General features: G+C 32.3%; 17 protein-coding genes. 9 read left to right on the top strand and 8 right to left on the bottom strand.

Features of this window, described 5'->3' with window-relative positions; genetic code table 11:
* Nucleotides 1-324: 324 nt before the first annotated feature.
* The 4 genes from ACSV4D_RS08585 to ACSV4D_RS08570 all read right to left on the bottom strand — a co-directional run bounded on the left by ACSV4D_RS08585 (nucleotide 325) and on the right by ACSV4D_RS08570 (nucleotide 7,180).
* A complete protein-coding gene (locus tag ACSV4D_RS08585; RefSeq protein WP_439227900.1) occupies nucleotides 325-1,740 on the bottom strand; it encodes a RagB/SusD family nutrient uptake outer membrane protein in 1,416 nt (471 codons plus the stop codon).
* A gap of 65 nt (nucleotides 1,741-1,805) precedes the next feature.
* On the bottom strand, nucleotides 1,806-5,159 hold the full coding sequence (locus ACSV4D_RS08580; RefSeq protein WP_439227899.1) for a TonB-dependent receptor: 3,354 nt from the start codon (nucleotides 5,157-5,159) through the stop codon (nucleotides 1,806-1,808).
* Between the two features lie 81 nt (nucleotides 5,160-5,240).
* Complete coding sequence (locus tag ACSV4D_RS08575) at nucleotides 5,241-6,407, bottom strand: FecR family protein (RefSeq protein WP_439227898.1); 1,167 nt, start codon at nucleotides 6,405-6,407, stop codon at nucleotides 5,241-5,243.
* A gap of 236 nt (nucleotides 6,408-6,643) precedes the next feature.
* Nucleotides 6,644-7,180, bottom strand: coding sequence for a sigma-70 family RNA polymerase sigma factor (locus tag ACSV4D_RS08570; RefSeq protein WP_439227897.1), 537 nt, complete (start codon nucleotides 7,178-7,180; stop codon nucleotides 6,644-6,646).
* 334 nt (nucleotides 7,181-7,514) lie between these two features.
* Between ACSV4D_RS08570 and ACSV4D_RS08565 the strand changes: the two genes are divergently transcribed.
* From ACSV4D_RS08565 to ACSV4D_RS08545, 5 genes are all read left to right on the top strand, one after another.
* The gene (locus ACSV4D_RS08565) at nucleotides 7,515-7,865 is read left to right on the top strand and encodes a RagB/SusD family nutrient uptake outer membrane protein (RefSeq protein ID WP_439228036.1); all 351 of its coding nucleotides are present in this window, start codon (nucleotides 7,515-7,517) and stop codon (nucleotides 7,863-7,865) included.
* A 1,036-nt stretch (nucleotides 7,866-8,901) separates the two neighbouring features.
* Nucleotides 8,902-10,122: a site-specific integrase gene (locus ACSV4D_RS08560; RefSeq protein ID WP_439227896.1), complete on the top strand. Its 1,221-nt coding sequence runs from the start codon at nucleotides 8,902-8,904 to the stop codon at nucleotides 10,120-10,122.
* Between the two features lie 77 nt (nucleotides 10,123-10,199).
* Complete coding sequence (locus tag ACSV4D_RS08555) at nucleotides 10,200-10,538, top strand: helix-turn-helix domain-containing protein (RefSeq protein ID WP_408079608.1); 339 nt, start codon at nucleotides 10,200-10,202, stop codon at nucleotides 10,536-10,538.
* 59 nt (nucleotides 10,539-10,597) lie between these two features.
* Nucleotides 10,598-10,798, top strand: coding sequence for a hypothetical protein (locus ACSV4D_RS08550; RefSeq protein ID WP_439227895.1), 201 nt, complete (start codon nucleotides 10,598-10,600; stop codon nucleotides 10,796-10,798).
* Nucleotides 10,799-10,818: 20 nt separating this feature from the next.
* A complete protein-coding gene (locus ACSV4D_RS08545; protein ID WP_439227894.1) occupies nucleotides 10,819-11,466 on the top strand; it encodes a helix-turn-helix domain-containing protein in 648 nt (215 codons plus the stop codon).
* 345 nt (nucleotides 11,467-11,811) lie between these two features.
* On the opposite strand, the gene ACSV4D_RS08540 is transcribed toward ACSV4D_RS08545, so the two are convergent.
* From ACSV4D_RS08540 to ACSV4D_RS08525, 4 genes are all read right to left on the bottom strand, one after another.
* Entirely contained in the window at nucleotides 11,812-13,473 is a 1,662-nt protein-coding gene (locus tag ACSV4D_RS08540; RefSeq protein WP_439227893.1) for a sulfatase family protein, read from the bottom strand.
* A gap of 24 nt (nucleotides 13,474-13,497) precedes the next feature.
* The gene (locus ACSV4D_RS08535; RefSeq protein ID WP_439227892.1) at nucleotides 13,498-15,858 is read right to left on the bottom strand and encodes a beta-glucosidase; all 2,361 of its coding nucleotides are present in this window, start codon (nucleotides 15,856-15,858) and stop codon (nucleotides 13,498-13,500) included.
* A 98-nt stretch (nucleotides 15,859-15,956) separates the two neighbouring features.
* Nucleotides 15,957-18,203 carry a TonB-dependent receptor gene (locus ACSV4D_RS08530; RefSeq protein ID WP_439227891.1) on the bottom strand — a complete coding sequence of 749 codons (2,247 nt, stop codon included), beginning with the start codon at nucleotides 18,201-18,203 and terminating at the stop codon, nucleotides 15,957-15,959.
* Between the two features lie 110 nt (nucleotides 18,204-18,313).
* Nucleotides 18,314-19,447: a formylglycine-generating enzyme family protein gene (locus ACSV4D_RS08525; protein WP_439227890.1), complete on the bottom strand. Its 1,134-nt coding sequence runs from the start codon at nucleotides 19,445-19,447 to the stop codon at nucleotides 18,314-18,316.
* Between the two features lie 248 nt (nucleotides 19,448-19,695).
* Between ACSV4D_RS08525 and ACSV4D_RS08520 the strand changes: the two genes are divergently transcribed.
* From ACSV4D_RS08520 to ACSV4D_RS08505, 4 genes are all read left to right on the top strand, one after another.
* Nucleotides 19,696-20,448 (top strand): NUDIX hydrolase, encoded by a 753-nt coding sequence (locus ACSV4D_RS08520; protein WP_439227889.1) that lies wholly within the window; start codon nucleotides 19,696-19,698, stop codon nucleotides 20,446-20,448.
* A 428-nt stretch (nucleotides 20,449-20,876) separates the two neighbouring features.
* Complete coding sequence (locus ACSV4D_RS08515; protein ID WP_439227888.1) at nucleotides 20,877-22,214, top strand: sigma-54-dependent transcriptional regulator; 1,338 nt, start codon at nucleotides 20,877-20,879, stop codon at nucleotides 22,212-22,214.
* Between the two features lie 173 nt (nucleotides 22,215-22,387).
* Nucleotides 22,388-22,669, top strand: coding sequence for a DUF7674 family protein (locus ACSV4D_RS08510; protein ID WP_439227887.1), 282 nt, complete (start codon nucleotides 22,388-22,390; stop codon nucleotides 22,667-22,669).
* Nucleotides 22,670-22,752: 83 nt separating this feature from the next.
* Nucleotides 22,753-22,830 carry a potassium-transporting ATPase subunit F gene (locus tag ACSV4D_RS08505; RefSeq protein ID WP_084625983.1) on the top strand — a complete coding sequence of 26 codons (78 nt, stop codon included), beginning with the start codon at nucleotides 22,753-22,755 and terminating at the stop codon, nucleotides 22,828-22,830.
* Nucleotides 22,831-22,832: the final 2 nt, after the last annotated feature.

Below are 22,832 nucleotides of genomic sequence, written 5' to 3'. Positions count from 1 at the left end.
TTTGTTTTTTATAAAATTTCTTATATGAAACTAATTTCAAATATAAACATTATTTATTAAATAAATTAACATAAAAAAAAACATTTATTAATAACTCTATCAGTTGTAATTTTTAAAAGTTATTACAAATTTTGATGTGTATTCTTACAACTTTTTATTAGCAATAGTATTCATAACATTTTTTTTATATTTTCAATTAAAATCAAAAGCGGGATTTCTAGGAGGTCTAATTTTAAAAAATTAAATTCTTGTTTTTATATTAAAAAAAAGGTCTAATCAATTAAGACTAAACCTTTTTCAAACAACCAACCAGATACCAAATATTTAATAATTATTTTGAGATAAAATTTTATTTGACAAATCAATTTGTGTTTGTGGAATAGGCATTACTTCATTTTTATTCTCGACAAAACCTAGTGAGGCTAAAATAGTTTTAGCTCTCCCGGTACGAATTAAATCTTGAAATCGTAAACCTTCCCCTGCAAATTCAACCCTTCTTTCATGATAAATGGCATCTAATAAAGCTTGCCCACTTAAAGTTGGAGGTAAATCAGGTACAACTGTTGGCAATGCTGTTCCTCTGGCACGGGTTCTTACTTTATTTACATATTGTACTGCTGTAGGTGCATTGGTGCTGTATATAGACTCAGCATACATCAAATAAGCATCAGCCAATCGAATTAACCGAATATTATTTCCACTGTTTCCATTTCCTCCTGTAGTAGGTTTACTATAGTTACTATATGGTGCCCAAGCATATTTTCTATTATACCATTCTGTACCATAACCGCCCGTAACGTTATAAAAAGAAGCCGTAAACCGAGGATCATTAGGTTCAAATTCATTACGTAAGTCAGATTGAATTTGTCCAAAACCTATCCCTCCTTTACTTCTAGGACTCATCATATTAGGCATTTGAGTTCCTAAATTACTCGCATTAGAGGACATATTAATTTCAAAAATTGAACCTGTATTCCATTCGCCTTCTTGTCTGAAGAGAATACTATAATCAGCCAAGACATAAGGCAATGCAAATAATTGTTCACCGTAAGTTTTAACCTGATCCATCTTATTTTGATACAAAGAAATTCGCATCATCAATCCCAACGCAGCACCTTTATCAGCGTGCCCTAGAAAACTCGTAGGTTTTGTAAATCGGGACGGTAAATCTGAAATAGCAATTTTCAAGTCATTTTCTATAAAAGTATAGGTTGCTTCAATGGTTGCTCGTGCCACATTATACTCTCCATTCTCTAATGGCTTGTCTAATAAAGGAACACCTCCAAAGGTAGTTACTAAATAATAATAATAATAAGCACGTAAAAAATGAGCTTCCGCTAAAATTTCTTTCTTTCTATTAACATCTGTAAAAACAATATTAGGTACTTTATTCAATACTAAATTAGCATACAAAACACCTTTATAATTTACTTTCCAAATAGCTTCAACTGCAGTATTTGAAGTTATAAGACTGTAGTTTTCTTTACCAAACAATTGAGGACCATCATCAGAACTCGCACCTCCTTTTAATAGATCATCTGTTCCTATATCTCCAAATAGTAAGGTACATGCCGTAGAGGCTAAAAAGTTTTCTCTTGCGTACATTTCTCTCATTGGAGAATAAGCGGCTGTTAACCCTTGTTCGGCATCAGTGGGCGTTTTATAAAAAGCATCCACTTCTGGTGTACCATATACTCCCACATCCAAATAGTCTTTATCGCAAGACACCGTTGTCAGCATTGTTATTACAGCACAAAATATTATATTCCTATTAATTGTTTTATATAATTTCATTGTCTCTTTAATTAAAAATTAATATCTAATCCTAATGATAAAATTCTGGTAGATGGATACCTACCTCTATCTATTCCAATATCTAAAGGGTTATTAAAGTTCTCATCAACACCCACTTCTGGATCCAAACCTTCATACTTAGTAAATGTTAGCAAATTCTGACCTGAAATATAAATACGGAAATTTGTTAATGCAATTTTTTCTAAAATCGATTTAGGCAATGTATACCCTATTTGCACATTTTTTAATCGTAGATAAGATCCATCTTTAACAAAACGACTAGATTGTTGTGTATTTATACCGTTATTTACAAAAGTTGCTCTAGGAATAGAATTGGATGTTCCTTCGCCTGTCCATCTATTTAGATAGTTAGTACTCATATTAGTCCCTAAATCACTCTCTAAGTAATATAAACTAGCATTAAAAATCTTATTTCCTTTACTTCCTTGGAAAAATGCTGAAAAATCAAATTGTTTATAAGTCATATCCAAATTAATACCATAAGTAAATTCAGGAAAAGGAGAGCCTATATAGATCCTGTCTTTATCATCTAAAACACCATCTTTATTGATATCCTTGTACTTTACATCTCCAGGTTTACTATTTGCAAATGCTGCACTAGTATTCACTTCATTTTGATTTTGAAATATCCCAATCATTTCATACCCATAATAGGATGCTAATGGGTGTCCTACTTCTGTTCTCCCAATATTATTAAAACCTTGAGCAGGGCCAGATTGAATAACACTTCCTTGACCGGATAATTTAGTTACTTTATTTTTTACAAAAGAGATATTACCTCCTACATTTAATGAGAAATCTTTAATTACTTGTTTATAATTTGCTGAAAGTTCAAATCCTTTATTTTCAATATTTCCAGCATTTGTAAATGGATTATTCTGATATCCCCCAGTAAATAATATAGGAGTAGCCATCAACATATCCGAAGTGTTTTTAATAAAATATTCGGCAGTAAGTGTAATTGAATTATTTAATATCCCTAAATCTAAACCTATATTTTTTGTAACTGTAGTTTCCCATTTTAAATCGGCATTTCCAGGTGTTAAAGGTGCTACACCTGTTGTGGTCGTCTCATCATTTCCAAATAAATAATTGGTGCCAATATTTAGACTATTATAGGTGGCCGAATTGGGAATGTTTTGATTTCCCGTTTCTCCCCAGCCTAAACGAAACTTAAGTTGACTAATTTCATCAATTTTAAAAAAATTCTCCTTATGAATGTTCCATGCTGCAGCTATTGATGGAAATTGTGCCCATCTATTATTAGATCCAAATCGAGAAGAACCATCTATTCTATAAGTTCCTGTTAATAAATAGCGGTCGTCGTAATTATAATTTAGCCTTCCAAAGAAAGATAATAGCTTAGACTCAGAAATATCACCATCATTTTTAGAAGTAGAAACATCCCCAGAACCCAAAGTAGGATTTATCACACTTTCTGGTATACCTGTTCTTTGTGTATTTACATTATTTGAATTCAGATTTTGTATTTCTTGACCTAAAAAAGCAGTAATATTATGCTTTTTTGCTATTGTCTTAGCATAATTTAATGTATTAGATAATATCAATACTCTATTTTCAGAACGGTTTAATGTATAGGTACTTGTAGTAGAATTATAGGTAGGTCCAACATTAAATATTGGAACAAAATTATCAACTTTCGTATTATTTATTTGAAGACCAAAATTAGACTTAAAGGAAAGTCCCTTTAATAGATCCACATCAAGAAAAACATTTCCCAAAAAACTTTCTTTTATTTGGGGTGTTTTCCCAAATTTAGTTGCCCCTTTTGGATTAGTAGCCGAAGAATATTTAGGGACACCATAACTACCGTCAGCATTAAAGATTGGAGTTACTGGATCAATTAAATACCCCACAAATGCAGACCTGAACCAAGGATTTTGTCCAAATTCAGGAACTGATATTGTTTTAGCATTTGAATACTGGAGGTTGTGACCAAATTTAACTTTTGGCGTTAACTGATACGTATTATTAACTCTAAAATTAGTTCTTTTATAAGATGACTCTTCAATTATCCCTTTTTGATCAATGTACCCAAAAGAAACGTAATATGTTGATGTATCTGAGCCACCTGAGGCTGAAAGTTGATGATTTTGTAAAACTCCTGTTCTATATACAGCATCTTTCCAATTGTAAGATATTAAATTTGAAGGATTTGATAATGCAGTTTCAATTGGACTGCCATCATTAATTTTACCTTCGTTGTAAATTGTGGCCCATTGCTCAGCATTTAATACTTCTAAATTATCAATACGCTCTTCAATCCCCATATAGGTAGTATAGGACAGAGTCATTTTATTTTTTGAACCACCATTAGTAGTAATTAAAATCACTCCGTTTGCTCCTCTTGATCCATAAATAGCAGTAGCTGAAGCGTCTTTTAGTACTTCAACCGCTTTTGCATCAGCCATATTAATACTTGATATATCATTAATAGGCACTCCATCAACAACATATAATGGATCTGAATTATTTACAGTACCTGTACCTCTAACCCTAACAGTTGGAGTAGCTCCAGGTTTTCCAGAAGCTTTTGAAACCGTTACACCTGCGGCTCTTCCTTGAATTGCCTGAGCTATAGATGTATTTTGTGTTTTGTTCATATCATCAGTATTTACTGAAGACAACGAACCTGTTACATCTGATTTTCTAACCGTTCCGTAGCCTATTACCACGACTTCGTCTAAGGCAGCCGCATCACTTTTCAATGAAACACTAACAACGCTTCTACCGTTTATTTCTACTTCGGTTGTTTTCATACCTAAATAAGAAAAAACTAATACTTCGGCTGTTGCTGGAACAGTAAGAACATAGTTTCCGTCAAAATCAGTCGTAGTTCCTACAGTAGTCCCTTTCACCGATACATTTGCTCCGGGAATCGGCATCTCATCGGCATCTTTTACAGTTCCTTTTATTTGAATTTGTTGAATGTTCATCTGACCTACTTCAGTTTGATCTGGTGTTTTATTTCCTTTTAGAATAATTTGTTTGTTCATAACTTTAAAAGAAACGTCAGAACCTGAGAATATATTCTCTAATACAGATTTTAGCTCAATATTGTCCGCTTTTACAGATACGATTCTATCTACGTTTATTTCTTCATTATTAAATAAAAATTTGTATTTAGTATCTTTTTCTATTTTTTCAAAAACTGAGGCTACCCTCTCATCTTTAAAATCATAAGATACTTTAACACTTTGAGAATAAGTTGTTGCACTTTTAGAAACTATAGTTCCCATACAAAAAATTGCTGTTAATTTCCATGTCAATTTCAATCGAGATGCAGCAAAAAATGTAACATTTAAACGAGTGGTTTGTTTCATAAATTTTTTAATTTTTAATTAGTCTTTTTGTTGGTTAGTTAAATTTTTTCTCATTTTCTTTTTTCATTGGTATTTCTCTTTTTAAGGTTTTGTAATCGTAATTGTTTTGTTTTTAACTTTAAAAACAAAAGGTTTATTTTCGGCAAATAGAGACAAAACTTCTTCTATCGTTTCTATATCAAAGGTTGCAGTAAATAATTCTGAATTTAACTCTTTGTAGTTGTTGATAATTTTCACATCATAATGACGCTCCAATTTCTTAATAATGCTGAAGAACCGTTGATTCTTAAAGACTATTCGTCCTTCGATCCAGCTCGTATAAATATCAGTATCTACCTGTCCCTTGTTTATTTTTCCAAACTTATAATTCCATGAGACGAAGTCGCCAGACTGTAGTACAATTTCTTTGTGATCTATAGCTGCATTATCATTAGAGCTCAACGCTACAGACCCTTCGACCAAAACCGTAGTAATCCATGGATCCTCAGGATAAGCAGACACATTGAATTTTGTTCCTAAAACAGCAATATCAAACACATTAGCACTTACTATAAATGGATGTTTTTTATCTTTAATCACTTCAAAAAAACCTTCGCCTTCTAAGAATACTTGACGAGAACTTCCTTTTACAAAATTGATAGGAAATCGAAAAGAGGATCCTGAATTAAGATATACCAAAGTCCCGTCTGAGAGTGTAACTTCAAACTTTTTACCATACGGCACTCTTAAAGTGTTGTAAATTAGCCTATCAACATACTTTACTCTTCTAAAATCTAATTTGCTCCCACTTTTGACCCCTAAAACCTGCCCTTGAGTATCTTTTATGCCATAAATTTTATCTGAAGAAAGTACTTGAATAGCACCATTTTCAGATTCTAAAGTAACTTCACTTGTATGAACAGGTACTGCACTTGCTTGAAAATTGTAACTATAGTCACTAAGTCCATAACCCAAAGACAAAGCAATAATAAAAATCGCTGCATACTTTAAAGTACGTTTTATAAAAATTTTATTTTTATTTCGTTTTTCTTCTTCCTTGTATTTTGCCATTACTTTATGCCAGGCTAACTCTGGATTTACATCTGCAAATGGATTTTTTTCGTGTTCTTCTTCTTTTAAAATTTCTAATTCTTTATAAAAATTATAATTTTCATCAGACTCTTGATACCACTCTAAAAAGCACTTTTCTTCTTGTTGAGACAAGGATGTATCATGCAATTTTTTGACAATTAAATCTATTATATCCATAACCAAAAAAAAACTTGGTGATTACTATTTATAATAAGACCCTAAAAAAGGAAATAGGGTAGTCAAAAAATTAAAAAAAAATTAAAAAAAAATTTTTCAATTAAAAGTTAATTGTAAAAAGTGAAGCTTAATGTGTAAAGAAATTTGTAACTAAAAAGCTCATCTGTGTTCTCAATCGGATGTAATTATTAAATACCAATTACTACTACCTAGTATATCTTAAAAACACTATCGCTTTATTTTCTAATCAATTTCAATAGTACTAAAAAAAGAAGTGAATATGATATCATTTCGGAACGAATATTCCTGTAGGCCGACTTGATGTGATATTTCACGGTATTTACAGATATTCCTAACGAGTCTGCTACTTCTTGGTATTTTTCACCCTCGATAACACATCTTAAAAAAATATTTTTAGCAGGCTGGGGTAGTTTTTCAATAATCCTGAATAACTCCCCTGTTTTTTGCTCTAATAACTGACTCTCCTCTCCAGGGTCATGTAAGTTATTCTGAATTTCAGATTCAGATAAAATGGTAAATTTTTGTTGGGTTTTGATTTTCTTCAAACAGCTATTTTTTATAGCTACTGTGATGTATGATTTGAGATTTAATACATCTTCTGTTTTCTTTTTCAATAGAACTTTTGCACATACATCTTGCACCACTTCTTCTGCTTCATCTTTATCTTTTAGGTATGAATATGACAAAACACACCAGTCTTTGTAGTGTGATAAAAAAAGTTTTTCTAATTGTACATGAATAGTATCATTCATTTCTATTTTATTTTTTGACAAAATTTAAAGTAAATTAATGATCATTAAATCTCATTAAATAAATTATATAGTCATGATTTTTCTAAACAACTAATACATTTAGTAAGTTAGACAAAAGTAAAATTAAATATGATCAAAGAAACTAACCCGAACATATGATTCTAATCATAATACAAATGAGTTTTTACTTAATAAAGGGGGGCAATAATCGAGAATTATTAATTAATTCAAGTTGCTAGATAATTGATTTTTTCAATTGTAATCCGAATGCAAACAATGTCAGCTTTACTAGAAACCCTTCCAATGCATCCCGTTATTGTGTTATGCTGATGTAATGTTATTGGTGGCCGAAGCCGAAACGGAACTCAATAATAGTATACCAACGACTAATGCTTTAGATTTAGTAAATTCCCTACTTACAAAAAGGTATGGTACTTTTACACCAGCTGCAGTACCAACCATTAATTTTTTAGATTTTATCTTTGCAGAAAGATCTAGAGAACTTTGTTATGAAAGTCAATTATGGTTTGATTTAGTTAGAACAAAAAGATTAGTAGACGCCGTCAAAAACACTTCATTTAGAGGAAACCTAAAAAATAATGGCCCTGCTGCTATTACCGATAAAATTATGTTTATCCAATTCCTCAGACTGAAATTCTTAATAATACTGCTATATCGCAAGTAGATCAAAATGATGGATACTAATTACTACCATTTTTCTAAAAGACAAGTCTTACCAGGATAATTCAGTACTGGGATTATTTTATCTATCATTATCTCGCCCAAAAATAAATATTTTAACAACTACTATTTCAAAAAAATTGCAATTATCTACGTTAAGCTACCTTAAACACTATTTTATTTTAAACTCTAAAATAATTTCTGAAAAAAATCAGAAATACTAAAAACATAAACCAATAATTAGAAGCAACCAAAACAGTGTCCTATTGTAAAATATTCAATTTTAACTTAATAATACATAAAATCATATTCATATATTCTAATATTGGGACTCATTTATTTCTATCAAAAACAAGACAACTTATCTAAATCCTCTACAAAATGATTCGACATTTGTTCATTTGAGGTCACATTTATTAATTCAAATAAAAATTTGATTGTAATCCTAATCACTTTCTGAAATTGATTATCCTCTCGCGACTAATCTTTAAAAAAACCGTAATCAACTAAAATAATAAATTCCTTAATCCAATTTTCAAAATTTGTTTTCAAAAATATTTGTCTGAGTTTATTATAAAAATGCTTAACTTTGTCTTTTAATCAATTAGGAATTATAACATAATTTTAAGCGGATTTAAACCAGTCTAGAACTTTCAATATTTATAAAAATGGAGAAAATCTTCATGGCATATCCGTGGCACAGCAGTTAAAAAAATATTAGAAATGCAGTATATAGGGAGTTGCGACGGTTTTGTTCGAATCCCTCTTTCTCCGCCAGATGAAGTTTCAAAAGAAACTTTAAAAGTCAAAAAGCCTTTAAATACTAGTATTTAAAGGCTTTTTTGTTTTTTGCAATACGTCAAAAAACACATATTTTATCAAAGAACAGTGACCCTATTAGTGACCCTATTTTATTTTATGCCTTTTTTAGCAAAAATAGGGTCACTAAATCAGAAGAATTCCTCGGGAATTCCCTGTAAACACTGGACACTTTCAAAGTTTTTAAATCAATTTGAATATTAATTTAAAAACAAAAAGTCATGTTAAAAATTATCTTCTATCTTAAATCAGGAAAAGACAACAAAAAAGGAGAGTCTCCTATTTTTGCCCGCATTTCCTACAACCAAAAATCCACAACTATGGCTACTGGTAGATCAATCTTAAAAGAAAGATGGCAGTTCACCAATAACCTAAGAAACGTACTAAAAATTGAAAAGGAAAAAGTTATCAAGCATAGTCTGGATCTTTTTCAACTCAACATTGAAAAAAAATTCAATGAAATGATCAAAGAAGGTTTAGACATTTCATTGCAATTACTAAAAACCGAATTTACGGGCAAAACGGATCCAAAAATCAAGGAAGTAAGTATATTAGAAATTTTAGACAAGCATAATAAATACTTTGAAAGGAAAGTTAATGGAGATGAACGCTCTAAAGCGTCGCTCCAAAAATATGAACGCTCTAAAGAATTACTTATTACCTTCATGAAAAAACAATATAATATGTCAAACCTTCCATCAAATGAAATTTCCAGCGCTTTTATATATAATCTCGAATCATTCCTAAAATATGAAAGTGATTTTAAAGGCAGAATTGGCATCAAGAACAATTCTGTAGTCAAATACATGAGAATGTATAAAACCTGCTGTAATCACGCCATCAAAATGGGGCTGATAGATAAAAATCCTTTTGATCTCTATACCGGAAAACTTAACATAAAAGATGCTGTATTTCTTAGCCAACAAGAACTAGATTGCATTGAAAATAAAAAATTTTCTATTGAACGTCTGGAGAAGGTCAAAGATATATTCTTATTTAGCTGCTATACCGGATATGCGCCTGTAGATGCTTTAAATCTTACCTCAAGTAATATTTTCCAAGATAACAATGATAATTTTTGGATTATGACCAACAGAGCGAAAACAGCAATTAAGGCCAACGTACCTCTTCTGCCACCGGCTCTTAAGATAATAAACAAATACAAAAACCAACAGATTGGATTAATTCCTCAAATATCCAATCAAAAAATGAATGCTTATCTCAAAGAGATTGGTGATCTATGCGCAATAGACAAAAAACTGACCTGGTATGTTGCAAGACATACATTTGCGACTACCGTTACGCTGGCAAATGGTGTCAGAATAGAAAATGTTTCATCAATGTTGGGGCATACAAATATTAAGCAAACTCAACATTATGCTAAAGTCTTAGATGAAAATGTAATGGAAGACATGTCAAGACTAAAACAAAAATATAGCTGATAAGCGTATTTACTAAGTAATTAATAAGCCTGCACTAGTGTTATACAAAAACAATTAGATGAAAAATGTTTGTTATTATGAACATAAATATTAATTTTGTTTATAATAACGAACATTTAATCAAAATGAACAGAAAAAAACAAACCATTTTTCCTCAGTATCAAAAGACTTTAGAACAAATGGGAGAAAACATAAAGTTAGCCAGAAAAAGAAGAAAATTAACTACTATTCAAGTAGCTGAAAGAGCTGGCATTGTTAGGACTACTTTATATCAAATAGAAAAAGGAAATCCTAGCGTTGCTATTGGTGCTTATTTTAATGTTCTAAGAGTATTAGGGTTACAAGATGATTTTCTTAAACTCGCTTCAGATGATGAACTAGGAAGAAAACTGCAAGATCTTGAATTACTAAAATAACAGCTTGATGTGAAACGAAGTATACTCCCTAAATAATCCAATAATTTAAATTAGCTACAATGTCCACCAACAAAACCAATATATTCGTTTATGCACACTGGAAAGAAATGTCTGAACCAAAAATCATTGGCATCTTATCTGCACAACAGGCAAAAGGTAAAAAAGCATTCAGTTTTGAATACGATAAAGAGTGGCTTAAATCAGAACAAAAATTTATACTCGACCCAGATATTCAATTATACGGTGGTAAACAATTCTAAAACCACATCAGAAAATAGTAATGAATAATGTAGAAACAAGCGAAAAAGGATTTCTATTATATATTCACGAAGATTTTTTAGTGAACCATAACCTTCATTCAGAAATAAGTAAGTATGGCTATTTTGATTACGAAGTAAATGAAGCTTTGCACCTTTCTCCAAAGGAAGAAGCTATTCTGTGGGATTTATTCAACAAGATAAAAGTGGAATATTACAATAATCAGGATGAGTATAGCAAAGATATCATACTTACTCATATAGATTCTTTCTTAAAATATGCTCAGCGATTTTACAAACGGCAGTTCCTGAATAGAACCGTATTATCCGGTACTATAATCACGAAATTTACAGAGATATTAAAACACTATTTTAAAAACGGAGGTCTTCAAAAAAGCGGCTTACCCTATGTGAAATATATGGCTGCCAAGCTATCATTGTCTCCAAAATATTTAAGTGATGTATTAAAACAAGAAACAGGTAAAACAGCGCTGGAGCACATTCACATTGCATTAGTTATCGAAGCAAAAAATATTTTGATGAATACTGACAAAACCGTATCTGAAACTGCTTATGAATTAGGTTTTGAAAACCCTCCTTACTTTTCAAGACTTTTTAAGAAAGAAGTAGGTATTACACCTACCGAATATAGAGAACAATTTTTAAATTAAATGTTCCTGTTTATCGTCAAAAAGATTAACACTAATTGCTTCAGAAAGATTTGATTTTTTTACTGATACATCTCGAATCAAATTTTCCAATAAATATTGATTTTCTAGAACCTTTAAAATTTAAATAATTTTTTGGAACAAAAAACCTCTAAAATCTACGACTTTAGAGGTTGGTGGAATTTCTATGGATGATACGAAGCGGCTTCGACCCACCTTTTACTGGATTTGAAGAAAATGTAAAAGGTGGAATATGCTGTAAATAATTTGTAAAAATACTATTGCATTAATACTGAGTATGGAAAATGCAAAATACAGGTTTTCAAGATATCGAAATTAATTTCGCATTTATTTTTGTTTTTTCAGGTATTCCTGATACAATTTGTTCATTTCTTCCGGAGCTAATTTCCAATATTCCACTAGAGGATTTGTTTTAAGCTTTTCTTTATATTCGTCTATGAATTTTTGATTTAAAGTATCGTTGTCTTTATACTTAATTCTTAAATTCTCGAGTTCTTTATGTAATTTTTTCTGAATGGCTGCATACTCAGGATTATCATAAACATTATGTAACTCATTAGGATCTTTCTTAGTATCGTATAATTCCCAGACATCCATATCATAGTAAAAATGTATCAATTTATATCGGTCTGTTGTAATTCCATAGTGGCGTCTTACATCGTGCTCAGATGGATGTTCATAGTAATGATAATAGTGTGATTTTCTCCAGTCTATTGGTGTTTTCCCTTTTAATATTGGAACGATGCTACGTCCTTGCATATCTTCAGGGATATTTGTTTGCGCCAGATCTAGAAAAGTTTCGGCAAAATCTAAATTAGATACTAAATCATTGTTAACCTGACCTGCTTTAATTTGTTCCGGCCATTTTATAAGTAGTGGAGTTTTTAAAGATTCTTTGTACATCCATCTCTTATCAAACCATCCGTGTTCACCTAAATAAAAGCCTTGGTCTGAAGTATATATTACAATTGTATTTTCATCTAAACCGGCTTTTTTCAAATAATCTAAAACACTTCCTACTCCTTTATCAACACCTGCAACACAAGCAAGATAATCTCTCATGTATCGTTGATATTTGTAACGGGTTAAATCTTTACCTTTTAAGTTTGCTTTTTTAAATTTATCATTTATGGTACCGTATATAGAGTCCCACATTTTTTGTTGTTTTTCATTGAAACCGGCTTGAGGATTATCGGTAATTTTGATATCCTGTCCCATTTTCATAGCTTCAGAGATTGACATATAATTTAGCGAAGCAACTTTTCGGTTACCTGAATAATCATCAAATAAAGTTTCTGGTTCCGGAAATTCTACATTTTCATACATTCCTAATTCATTAGGCCCAGGTTGCCATGGTCTGTGAGGAGACTTATGTCCAAGAAATAGCATAAATGGCTGGTCGTCATTTTTTACAGAATCGATCCAATTAATAGCTTTATCAGTAATAATTTCTGTTGCATAACCTTCTACCTGATACATTCCTTTTTTATTTACAAACATAGGATTGTAATACGATCCCTGTCCAGGCAGAATATCTACATAATCAAAACCTTTTGTTGGCGTTTGACCTAAATGGAGTTTTCCTAATACACCTGTTTTATAACCTGCTTGTTGCAGCAATTCAGCAAAAGTTTGTTGATTGAAATTAAATTCGGAACCGAAGGTATTATCAACAAATTCATTTTGATGGCTGTATTTTCCGGTAATTATAGTGGCTCTTGATGGACCACATATAGAGTTTGTTACCAGACAGTTGTCAAACCGTATACCTTCATTTGCTATTCGATCAATATTGGGTGTAGGTGCAACCTTAGCCAATCGTCCTCCGTAAGCACTTATGGCTTGGTAAGCATGATCATCACTGATGATAAAAACGATATTGGGTCTTTTTTCAGTTTTTCCCGGTTTTACTTCTATGGTCTTTTTGTTGCTTACCCCACAGGAGCTTATCATAAGAATTCCAAGAAGGGTGTAAACTATTTTTTTCATATTTTAAATAAATTATTTATTAAACTATTTTTTTAACTCGTCCAGATTATTTTCCAGATTAAAGGTATTATTCACTTTTTCGGCTACAATATCATTTGAAACTTTTAAATCTTTACTTAGCTTTATATCTTTAGAAGAAGCAGCTGCTATAATCTTATATGTTCCTTTTTCAACTACCCAGGCACTTTGTGTATCTATAAAAGATGCTAGATCTTTAGCTTTTAGATTGAATTTCAAAGTTTCTGATTTTCCTGGTTCAAGTTTTTGTGTTTTTTTGAAGGCTTTAAGTTCTTCAGTTGGCTTATCAATAGATCCTTTTGGAGCTGAAACATAAATCTGTGCGATTTCTTTCCCTGCTACTTTTCCGGTATTGGTTACTTTTAAAGATACTTCTATTTCTCCATTAAAGTCTGTTGCACTTAATTTTAAATCAGAATATTCGAAAGAGGTGTAGGAATCCCCATAACCAAATTCATATGATGTGTTAATGTCGAATGTGTTGAAGTAGCGATAACCTACATAAATTCCCTCTTTATAATAAACATCTTTTGGGTTTTCAGCAGGAACACCTAGCCAGTTTGCTGCGGAGGCGTGATTGTGATAATCCACAGGGAAGGTCATTGTTAACTTGCCAGATGGGTTAGCTTTCCCTGTTATAACATCAGCAACCGAGTTTCCACCTTCCTGACCTGGTTGCCATGCAAGTAAAATAGCATCTACTTTGTCTTTCCATGAGAAAGTTTCTATTACACCTCCTATGTTTAATATCACTATTACTTTTTTACCTTCAGCATGAAAAGCTTCTGAAACGGTATTAATCATTTTGATTTCATCCTGTCCTAAGTAAAAATCATTATCGATGTGTCTGTCTTCATTTTCTCCGGAATTTCTTCCAATAGTAATGATAGCAACAGCATCAGTTTTTGCTTTTTGTGCAATCATCGCTGGATCAAGTGGCATTTCAGGCAATCTTTGTGGTACAGCAAGTAGTCCTCCGTGTTCTTCACGTCGTTTCATTTCTTTTGCCACAACGTCGTTTACAAATGGAACATAGGCGGCTTCGATATCTTGGTCTATTTTAAATCCCGCATTGGTGAGACCTTCTATCAATGATACGGTATATGCTTTATTGACATCACCACTTCCGGTACCACCGGCAATAAAGTTATAAGAGGTATCACCAAAAACAGCAATAGTATTTTCGGTGTTTTTATACGGTAAAATGCTATTTTTATTTTTAAGCAAAACCATTCCCTCGGTCGCAGCATTTCGAGTAACCGCTGCATGTGCCTTTAAATCAGGTTTATTACTGTACTTATAATTTTTAAATGAAGGAGATATCAAAACATAGTTTAAAATTCTCCTTAGGCTTGTATTAACAGCATTTATATCTACTTTGCCAGAATTGATAGCATCTATCAGTGCTTTTTTTTGTGCTTCCATACCTGGCATAAGAAGATCGTTACCTGAATTAATTTGTGCTGCCACATCACTTGTCACTCCCTCTTTTAGTATACTTTCGAATCCCGGATATCCACCAAACCAGTCTGTCATAACAAAACCTTTGTATCCCCATTCTTTTCTGAGAATTGTGGTTAGTAAATCGTTATTAGATGAAGCATATTGTCCATTTATTTTATTATAAGCTGACATTATAGTCCATGGTTTTGACTCTTTGATAGCTATTTCAAAACCTCTCAAATAAATTTCTCTCATTGCCCTCTCTGAAATATGAGCGTTAACAGATAAACGGTTTGTTTCCTGATTGTTAGCGGCAAAGTGTTTTATAGATGTTCCAACATCATTTTGTTGTATTCCCTGTATATATGCAGATGCTATTTTACCGGCAACAAGAGGGTCTTCCGAATAGTATTCAAAATTACGTCCATTCAAAGGGTTTCTATGAATATTTACTGCTGGGGCAAGCAGAACATCAACACCATATTCTTTCACTTCTTCACCCATTGATTTTCCTACTTCTTTTATCAATTCGGTATTCCAACTTGATGCCAAAGCCGTGCCAACAGGAAATGCGGTGGCATAATAAGTATTAGAATCATTTTTGCGTTTTGGCTGAATTCGAAGCCCAGCAGGTCCATCAGCCAAAACAGTTTCAGGTATTCCAAGCCTTGGAATTGCCATTGTACCACCAGCTGCGCCAAGGACTCTTACGTCAGGTTCTCCTTCAAGAGGAGTAAGTCCTGCATATCCGGGCATTCCCGGACCTATAAGAAGAGAAGCTTTTTCTTCAGGTGTCATTGCAGTTATAACTTCCTCAACAGAAGCTTTTCCTAATTGTGGTGTTTTTTTCTGAGCACGGGTGTGTTGTACAGTAAACAGTATTATTACTGCTAAGGTTTTTACAGATAAGGTTCTTTTTTTCATTCTATTAAATTATTTACTCATTACATTTCAGCATTGCTGATATTTATTAAAATTTATAATAATTCTTTCGTTAAAAAGATTTTAGACGAGATATAAATCTAAAAATTAATATTAACTGAAAGTTGTGCTGTAAAAGGAAGTATGTAGGACCCGGTTAGTAATTTTCCATAATAAGCAGAAGGCTCAGTAATTAGTTCTGCACCGTTTATAGTTCCTTTTGCTCCACGTTGGTTTAAAAAGTTAATAAATGTTGCTCCAAAATTCAGGTGGTCATTATACTTGTAATTAAGTCCGCCAAAAGTTTCCCAACGAGGTTGAAAAAACAGTGCATTAGTAAGATTAGCATACTGCTTGCTAAAATATCTGAAACTTGCCCAAAGCTTCCATTTGTTGTAACTATAACTAGGGTCTATTTCCATCAGTACTTTAGAGATTTCCAATACATTATTATCACTGTAATCGTAATCGTTTCCAAATGCAGAAAATTTGAAATTTTTATACACTGGATCCTGAAGGGTAATCAAATAGTGTAAATTAAATCCTTTAAAAGGTTTAGCTACGATATCTGTAGTCCAGCCGATAGTTTGTATATCATAATATACTGATGCGTTTTGGTTTTCATTTGAATTTTGAGGGTTAACTAGATTGTAACGTCTCAAGTAGTTGTTTTTAGTAAGATAAGTAGCCTGAGATACAAGACTTACGTATTTATTGTTCCAGAAAACACCCAGTGCGCCAAGAGGGCTTTTACTTTTTTTGAAGTTAGGAGTAAATGCAGTTGAAAAGTCATTTAATTTTCCGTTTTCTTCTGTATAAAGGAAATTGGCTAATAAACCATAATCCTTTCCAATATTGTAGCTAGCATTAACACTTCCTCCAATGTGAATCCAGTTATCATTAAAACTTGCCTTTTGAGCGGGATCAAACACCATTCCAGCTGTTCTCACGCCTTGGTTATATTCGCTCTGCATGTTATGCCATCTTAAATTAAGTCCATAATTTAATTTAAGCTTATCATTAACCTGCCAATTATCAGTTCCGTATGCAGACAATTTGTTTTCATTACCAGTATAATATTCGGCACCAACATTGTAATTAAAGAAACCAAATTCATCTGTGTTAGGAGCTATGAGTCTTTGTGGTTGATTTTCAACTGTCTGATAAAAGAAAGATCTGTCAGAATGGAAGTCTTTTACTTTGAAATATTGTTCTAAAAGTCCAAAAGTAATGTCGTGATTTTTAATTTTTTTTGCAAGTTCAAACCGACCCATAATAGTTGTTGTAGGGATTTCCGGAGAAATTGTAGCTAGCATTGTACCCACATTACCTGAATGACTTTCGCCAGTGGATGCAATAGTATAGTTACTGCTATTACTTGTTTGAAAAATATTTAAAGGAATTGTACTGGCTATAGATGCTTTAGCTAAATGTAGTCTTGTAGAATATTTAAAGTTCCAACCGTTGTTTAATAAATAATTACCAAAAATATCAATATTATGTGCTTTATTAGTTGAGTTTTTGCCGTCTAGATCTGCCCAATAATAATCTCCATTAAGAGCATTTCGCAGTCTAAGTTTTCCGTCTCTTACAATATAGGAATCACGCCCTATTGTAAAGTCATCCAGTTCACTAGCTTTACCACCATTGCCATATTCAAATACAGCATAATTTGTAAGTGTGTAAGATTTAGAGAATCGGTAAAAAACATTAAATTGTCCTTTATTATTTTTAAAAAACTTTGTTAAACCAGCACGATAAATCTGAGTTTGATCGGCATATTTATTGAAACCAGAGTCATAAGTGTTGGGATCAAAGTTGGCAAAAGCACCAACAGAATAACTCCACCCATTTTTAGTCATAGGCCCAGATATATTTACGTCTCCCTGCATCCATCCAAAGTGGCTTCCGGATAATTTTGCTTTAACTTTAAACTCTTTAGTACCATTTTGAGAATAAGAATTAACAGCAAATCCAAGGTCTCCCATTTTTGTGGCAAGATCCTCCATTTTCAATAAGCCCGTTTTTTGTAAACTTACGCTTGGACGCCAAGCTTTGTTGGTAAGTTCGGGCCAAAAAAAGTAAACTACCGGAAGATCATTTTCTAGTATTGTAATTCCTCCAACACTTGGTGGGAGTCCAATGTTAACTTCTCGGGGACCGTTGTTGTTGGCGGCATTTAACATTACATTGCGTTCATCACCATTTCGTGTTGTTGTAACATCTTTTTTTGATTTTTCTTCTACTGTAATGGAATCTTTTGCAGTAAGTTTGTTTTTTTCTTGCGCGTACAGGCTTCCTGATAGGCAGCTGATTCCAATAATAAGGACTTGTAGTTTCCGTTTCATTTTTTGGTTTTTTTTAGGTTAAATAAATGCGAATACTCGCGATTGTAATTGTTTATGAACTATTCTATTTGAAAAAAGTTTGTAGCTGTTGGTTTTGTAGTAAAACTGTTTTAATTATTTTGAGCAACAGAGATTACACATCGAAATCCTGTATTTTGTAATCCGGTATCAGGACTTGACATCATTCTCGAGGATGCTCTATAACCGGAACAATATTTTTCATTACACATAAATGATCCACCACGAATAACTTTTAGCGCGGTTCTTGGTTGATTTGGATCATAGCTGTCTTTGGGACCTGTGGGATTATTTAATATTGCGGTTGAATTTTTTTTATAATAGTCGTTTCTGTAGTTGTCTGAACACCATTCCCATACATTTCCAGCCATGTCAAATAATCCAAAATTATTTGGAGCATAACTTTTTACAGGAGCTAATCCTGCATAATGATCTTTTTTTGTATTCTTATATGGAAACGATCCGTCCCAAGTATTTGCTTTCGGTTTGCCGTAGTATGGTTCTTCTTTTCCCCAAGGATAAGGTTCATTTTTTAATCCTCCCCGCGCCGCATATTCCCATTCAGCCTCAGTAGGAAGTCTTTTTCCTGCCCATTTTGCATAAGCATTGGCGTCTTCCCAAGAAATTTGTACTACAGGATAGTTTTCCATTCCTTTTATGGAACTATTTTGACCGAACGGATGTTTCCAGTTTGCGCCTTTTTTCCATTTCCACCATACACTGGCATTATTAAGAGGTACAGGTCCGGAAGTAGGTTTAAAAACCAAAGAAGCGGCAATTAGTAGACTATCAGCTGGTTTTGGGGTTCCTTCTGGTAGTTGTTTTTTTAATTCCTCCCATACAGGTGCTTTCTCTGCAGTTGTAATGTATCCTGTTGCTTTGACGAATTCTGCAAATTCTGCGTTTGTCACCTCTGTTTTATCCATATAAAAAGAGGAAACAATTACAGCATGTTGTGGGTATTCATCTTGTCTTCCTCTATTGTCAGGTGCACCCATGAAGAATTTACCGCCAATAATTTTAACCATCCTTTTTAATGAAACTTTCTCTTGAGGTTTAATATCTACAGTATCATCAGCCGTTACAAAACGTTCTGGAATACCGGAATGACAACTTTGGTAAGTAATTTCACGTCTTGTTTTTTCTGATTCTGCAACTACTGTTTTGTCTCTACATGAAACCAAAGATGTAATCAAAATTATTGTGATGGATGTCAGTTTTTTCATTTGTATGATAGTATTTAAAGAACCATTGCTTCAATTTGAAGCAATATTAAGTATAATTTTCTTTGATTCAAAAAGAAGCGTTGTAAATTTTTAAAAAAAAGCCTATTTTAATTTCAATATGTATATTTTTTTTATAGAAAAACAGAGGTATTTACTTATTTAAAGAAATGTACAGGCTTTAAAGTATAGTTTGATACGCTTTCTTGTTCACTAAGAAAAACGAGTTATCTTTGAAAAAAATATTTAGTATGTCTAAGGAATTTAATAATAAGTTATTGACCACCGCAGCAAGTATGCGAGAAAATTATCTTGCACATATATCAATCGACTGTGTTGTTTTTGGTTTTCATGATGAGTGCCTAAAAGTATTATTGGCGAGATTTGAAGGAGAAGATGATTGGGTTTTGCCTGGAGGTTATGTAGAGAAGAAAGAAGATTTGTTTGATGCAGCTAAAAGAATTCTTGAGCAAAGGACAGGAGCCAGAAATATATACCTTAATCAATTTAAAACTTTTGGTAAAATTGGAAGGTCTGAATTTTTTTTTAAAGATATTCCCGATGATGTTTGGTATAGGGAGCGTTTTATTACTATTGGTTATTACGCTTTGGTGGATTTTAGTACTTTAGATCCTGTAAAAGATGTTTTTTCTGATGACTGTTCGTGGCACGATGTTAAGTTGAAACCTAACTTGGTAATGGATCACAATGAGATTTATGATAGCGCTCTTAAACAGTTAAGGAGGGATTTGAATTATAAACCAGTAGGGTTAAATTTATTACCCGAGAAGTTTACAATGCCTGAGTTGCAAAAACTCTATGAAATTATTTTAGATCGAAAACTTAATAGGGGAAATTTTTACAGAAAAATGATGAGATATAATATACTTACGAAATTGGATGAGACTAAAAGAGGGGGTGCACATAAATCTCCCAATTTATATGTATTCAATTTAGACCAATATAATAAGGCTTTAGAAGATGGTTTTCAGGAAAGTTGGTAAGTTAATTTTTTATAAATTCAGAATAATAGATTTTTATTTAGAAAATTTAATTACAAATGATGATACCCCAACTTATGTTTTTATCCGATCTAATTTATTTGAATAAAGTCAAGCCTTCTCGAAATATTAAAAAAAACATTGTTTTTTTCGAACCACAAAAAAACTCCAAAATCAATGACTTTGAAGGTATGTTAAAAATTGGTGGCCCTTACGGAACTATTTACGAACCATTTTTTGCAGGATTTGAAGAAATTGGCTCTAACTACGTAGTGTTTAAAGGTTCAAAAATAGTTGTAAAGTCAAAACATATTCTTATTTAGTTGTTCTGTTTTGTAGTAAACTATCTATTAATGAATCTAAAAACAGTAAACAATCAATTACTTTAAAAATAATATCTAATTTTACTTAAAATTAAATGCTTTATTCTTTTGAAAAATATATTAATCATTGATGATGAAGACAAACTAAGAGGTTTGCTTACTAGAATCATTAAATCGGAAGGTTTTGAAGTGGTGGAAGCACCAGATTTAAAATCAGGCTTCAAAAAATTAGAGCAAAACGATATTGATGTAGTGCTGTGTGATGTCAAACTCCCAGATGGAAATGGTGTGGATTTTCTTCAAAAAATGAAAATGGCATTTCCACTGGTTGAAATTATTCTTCTCACTGCTTACGGCAAAATATCTGATGGGGTTCAGGCGATGAAAAACGGCGCTTTTGATTACATAGTAAAGGGTGATGATAATGATAAAATTATTCCGCTTTTATACAAAGCAATAGAAAAATCAGAACTCCAAAAGAAAATAAAAAAGTTGGAACAACGAATTTCCGATAAATATTCTTTTGACTCCATTATAGGGAAATCTAAAGCATTGGAACAAGCTGTTGATTTAGCCAAAAAAGTAGCAAAAACCGATTCCACAGTATTGTTGACCGGAGAAACAGGGACAGGAAAAGAAGTTTTTGCACAAGCCATTCACGAAAACAGCAACCGTGTTGGGAAACCATTTGTAGCCTTAAATTGCAGTACTTTTAGCAAGGAAATTATGGAAAGTGAACTCTTCGGGCACAGACAAGGAGCTTTTACCGGAGCTTTGAAAGACAAAAAAAGATTTATTGAAGAAGCTAACGGGGGTACTTTATTTTTAGATGAAATCGGCGAAATGCCTATCGATTTACAAGCTAAACTATTACGGGTATTAGAAACAAACCAATACATCCCGGTGGGAGATACCACACCTAAGAAGTCTAATTTCAGATTGATTGCTGCCACCAACAGAGATTTAAAAACAGAAAGTGACAATCATACTTTTCGTCTGGATTTGTATTTCAGACTAAACATTTTTGAGATTAAAATTCCTGCACTCCGAGATAGAAAAAAAGATATTGCAACATTAACTACTTATTTTGTCAAACAGTTTTCAGATAAAATCAATAAAAAACAATTGCTAATTTCAGCCGATTTTCTCCAAAAACTGGAAGCTTATCATTGGCCAGGAAATGTTCGAGAACTGAAAAATATCATCGAGCGTTCCGTTATTTTAGCTGATGAAATCCTTACTCCAGAAGTTTTACCTTATGAAATGCAACATATTCAGGATAATTCTAATAAAACAATGTCGGCTTTTTCAATGCAAAGTATTGAAAAACTCCACATTCAAAAAGTATTAAATTATACGAAAGGAAACAAAGCTGAAACTGCCCGATTACTCGAAATTGGGATTGCTACTTTGTATCGAAAATTAGATGAATACAATATTCATTAGTTATTTTTAAATTCAACTTCCAAAACAATAAAAGCCTATCAAAATGATAGGCTTTTTTTTGCTCCGTTTTTGGCATATCAATTACAAATAGAACAAATACAAGGACTTACCGAATTTTCATTTTATTGGAACAGCTTTTGGCATTAGGCGAATGAACATAAAAATTCATATCAATGAAAAATCAAGTTACCAACATTTACAAACAAGCCGAACGCTTTGCTGAAATAACAAAATCAGCGATTATTTCGGGAAATATTGTAAGAGCTAAAAAATGTTTGGCTTTAGCCGAAAAATTATTTACTACCGGAAGCTCCGAAACTAAAAATGCCATTTCTAATGTCTATGTTTTATCGGTTTCCACTTTTATGGAATTACGCCATTGCAGTATTTCTAATCTTTTTCCGAATTCACTCAAGACGGAATATCATAAACAAATAAACACTTCTGGAGTATGACGGCACTTATCCTTACTGCAAGCGGATGGATTCTATTCGCTCTATTTTTTAAAATGATTCTATTCTTTGAAAAAATCTAATTTATGATACCACTTTTCATTATCGCCATAGCAGTTTTTGTATACATCTGTTATGTACTAATTAAACCCGAAAAATTCTAAAT

The sequence above is a fragment of the Flavobacterium sp. ARAG 55.4 genome, assembly GCF_051846875.1.
Taxonomy (GTDB): Bacteria; Bacteroidota; Bacteroidia; order Flavobacteriales; family Flavobacteriaceae; genus Flavobacterium; species Flavobacterium plantiphilum.
The sequence above is the reverse complement of the archived record's forward strand: the minus strand, read 5'-3'. Positions and strand labels throughout refer to the sequence as shown.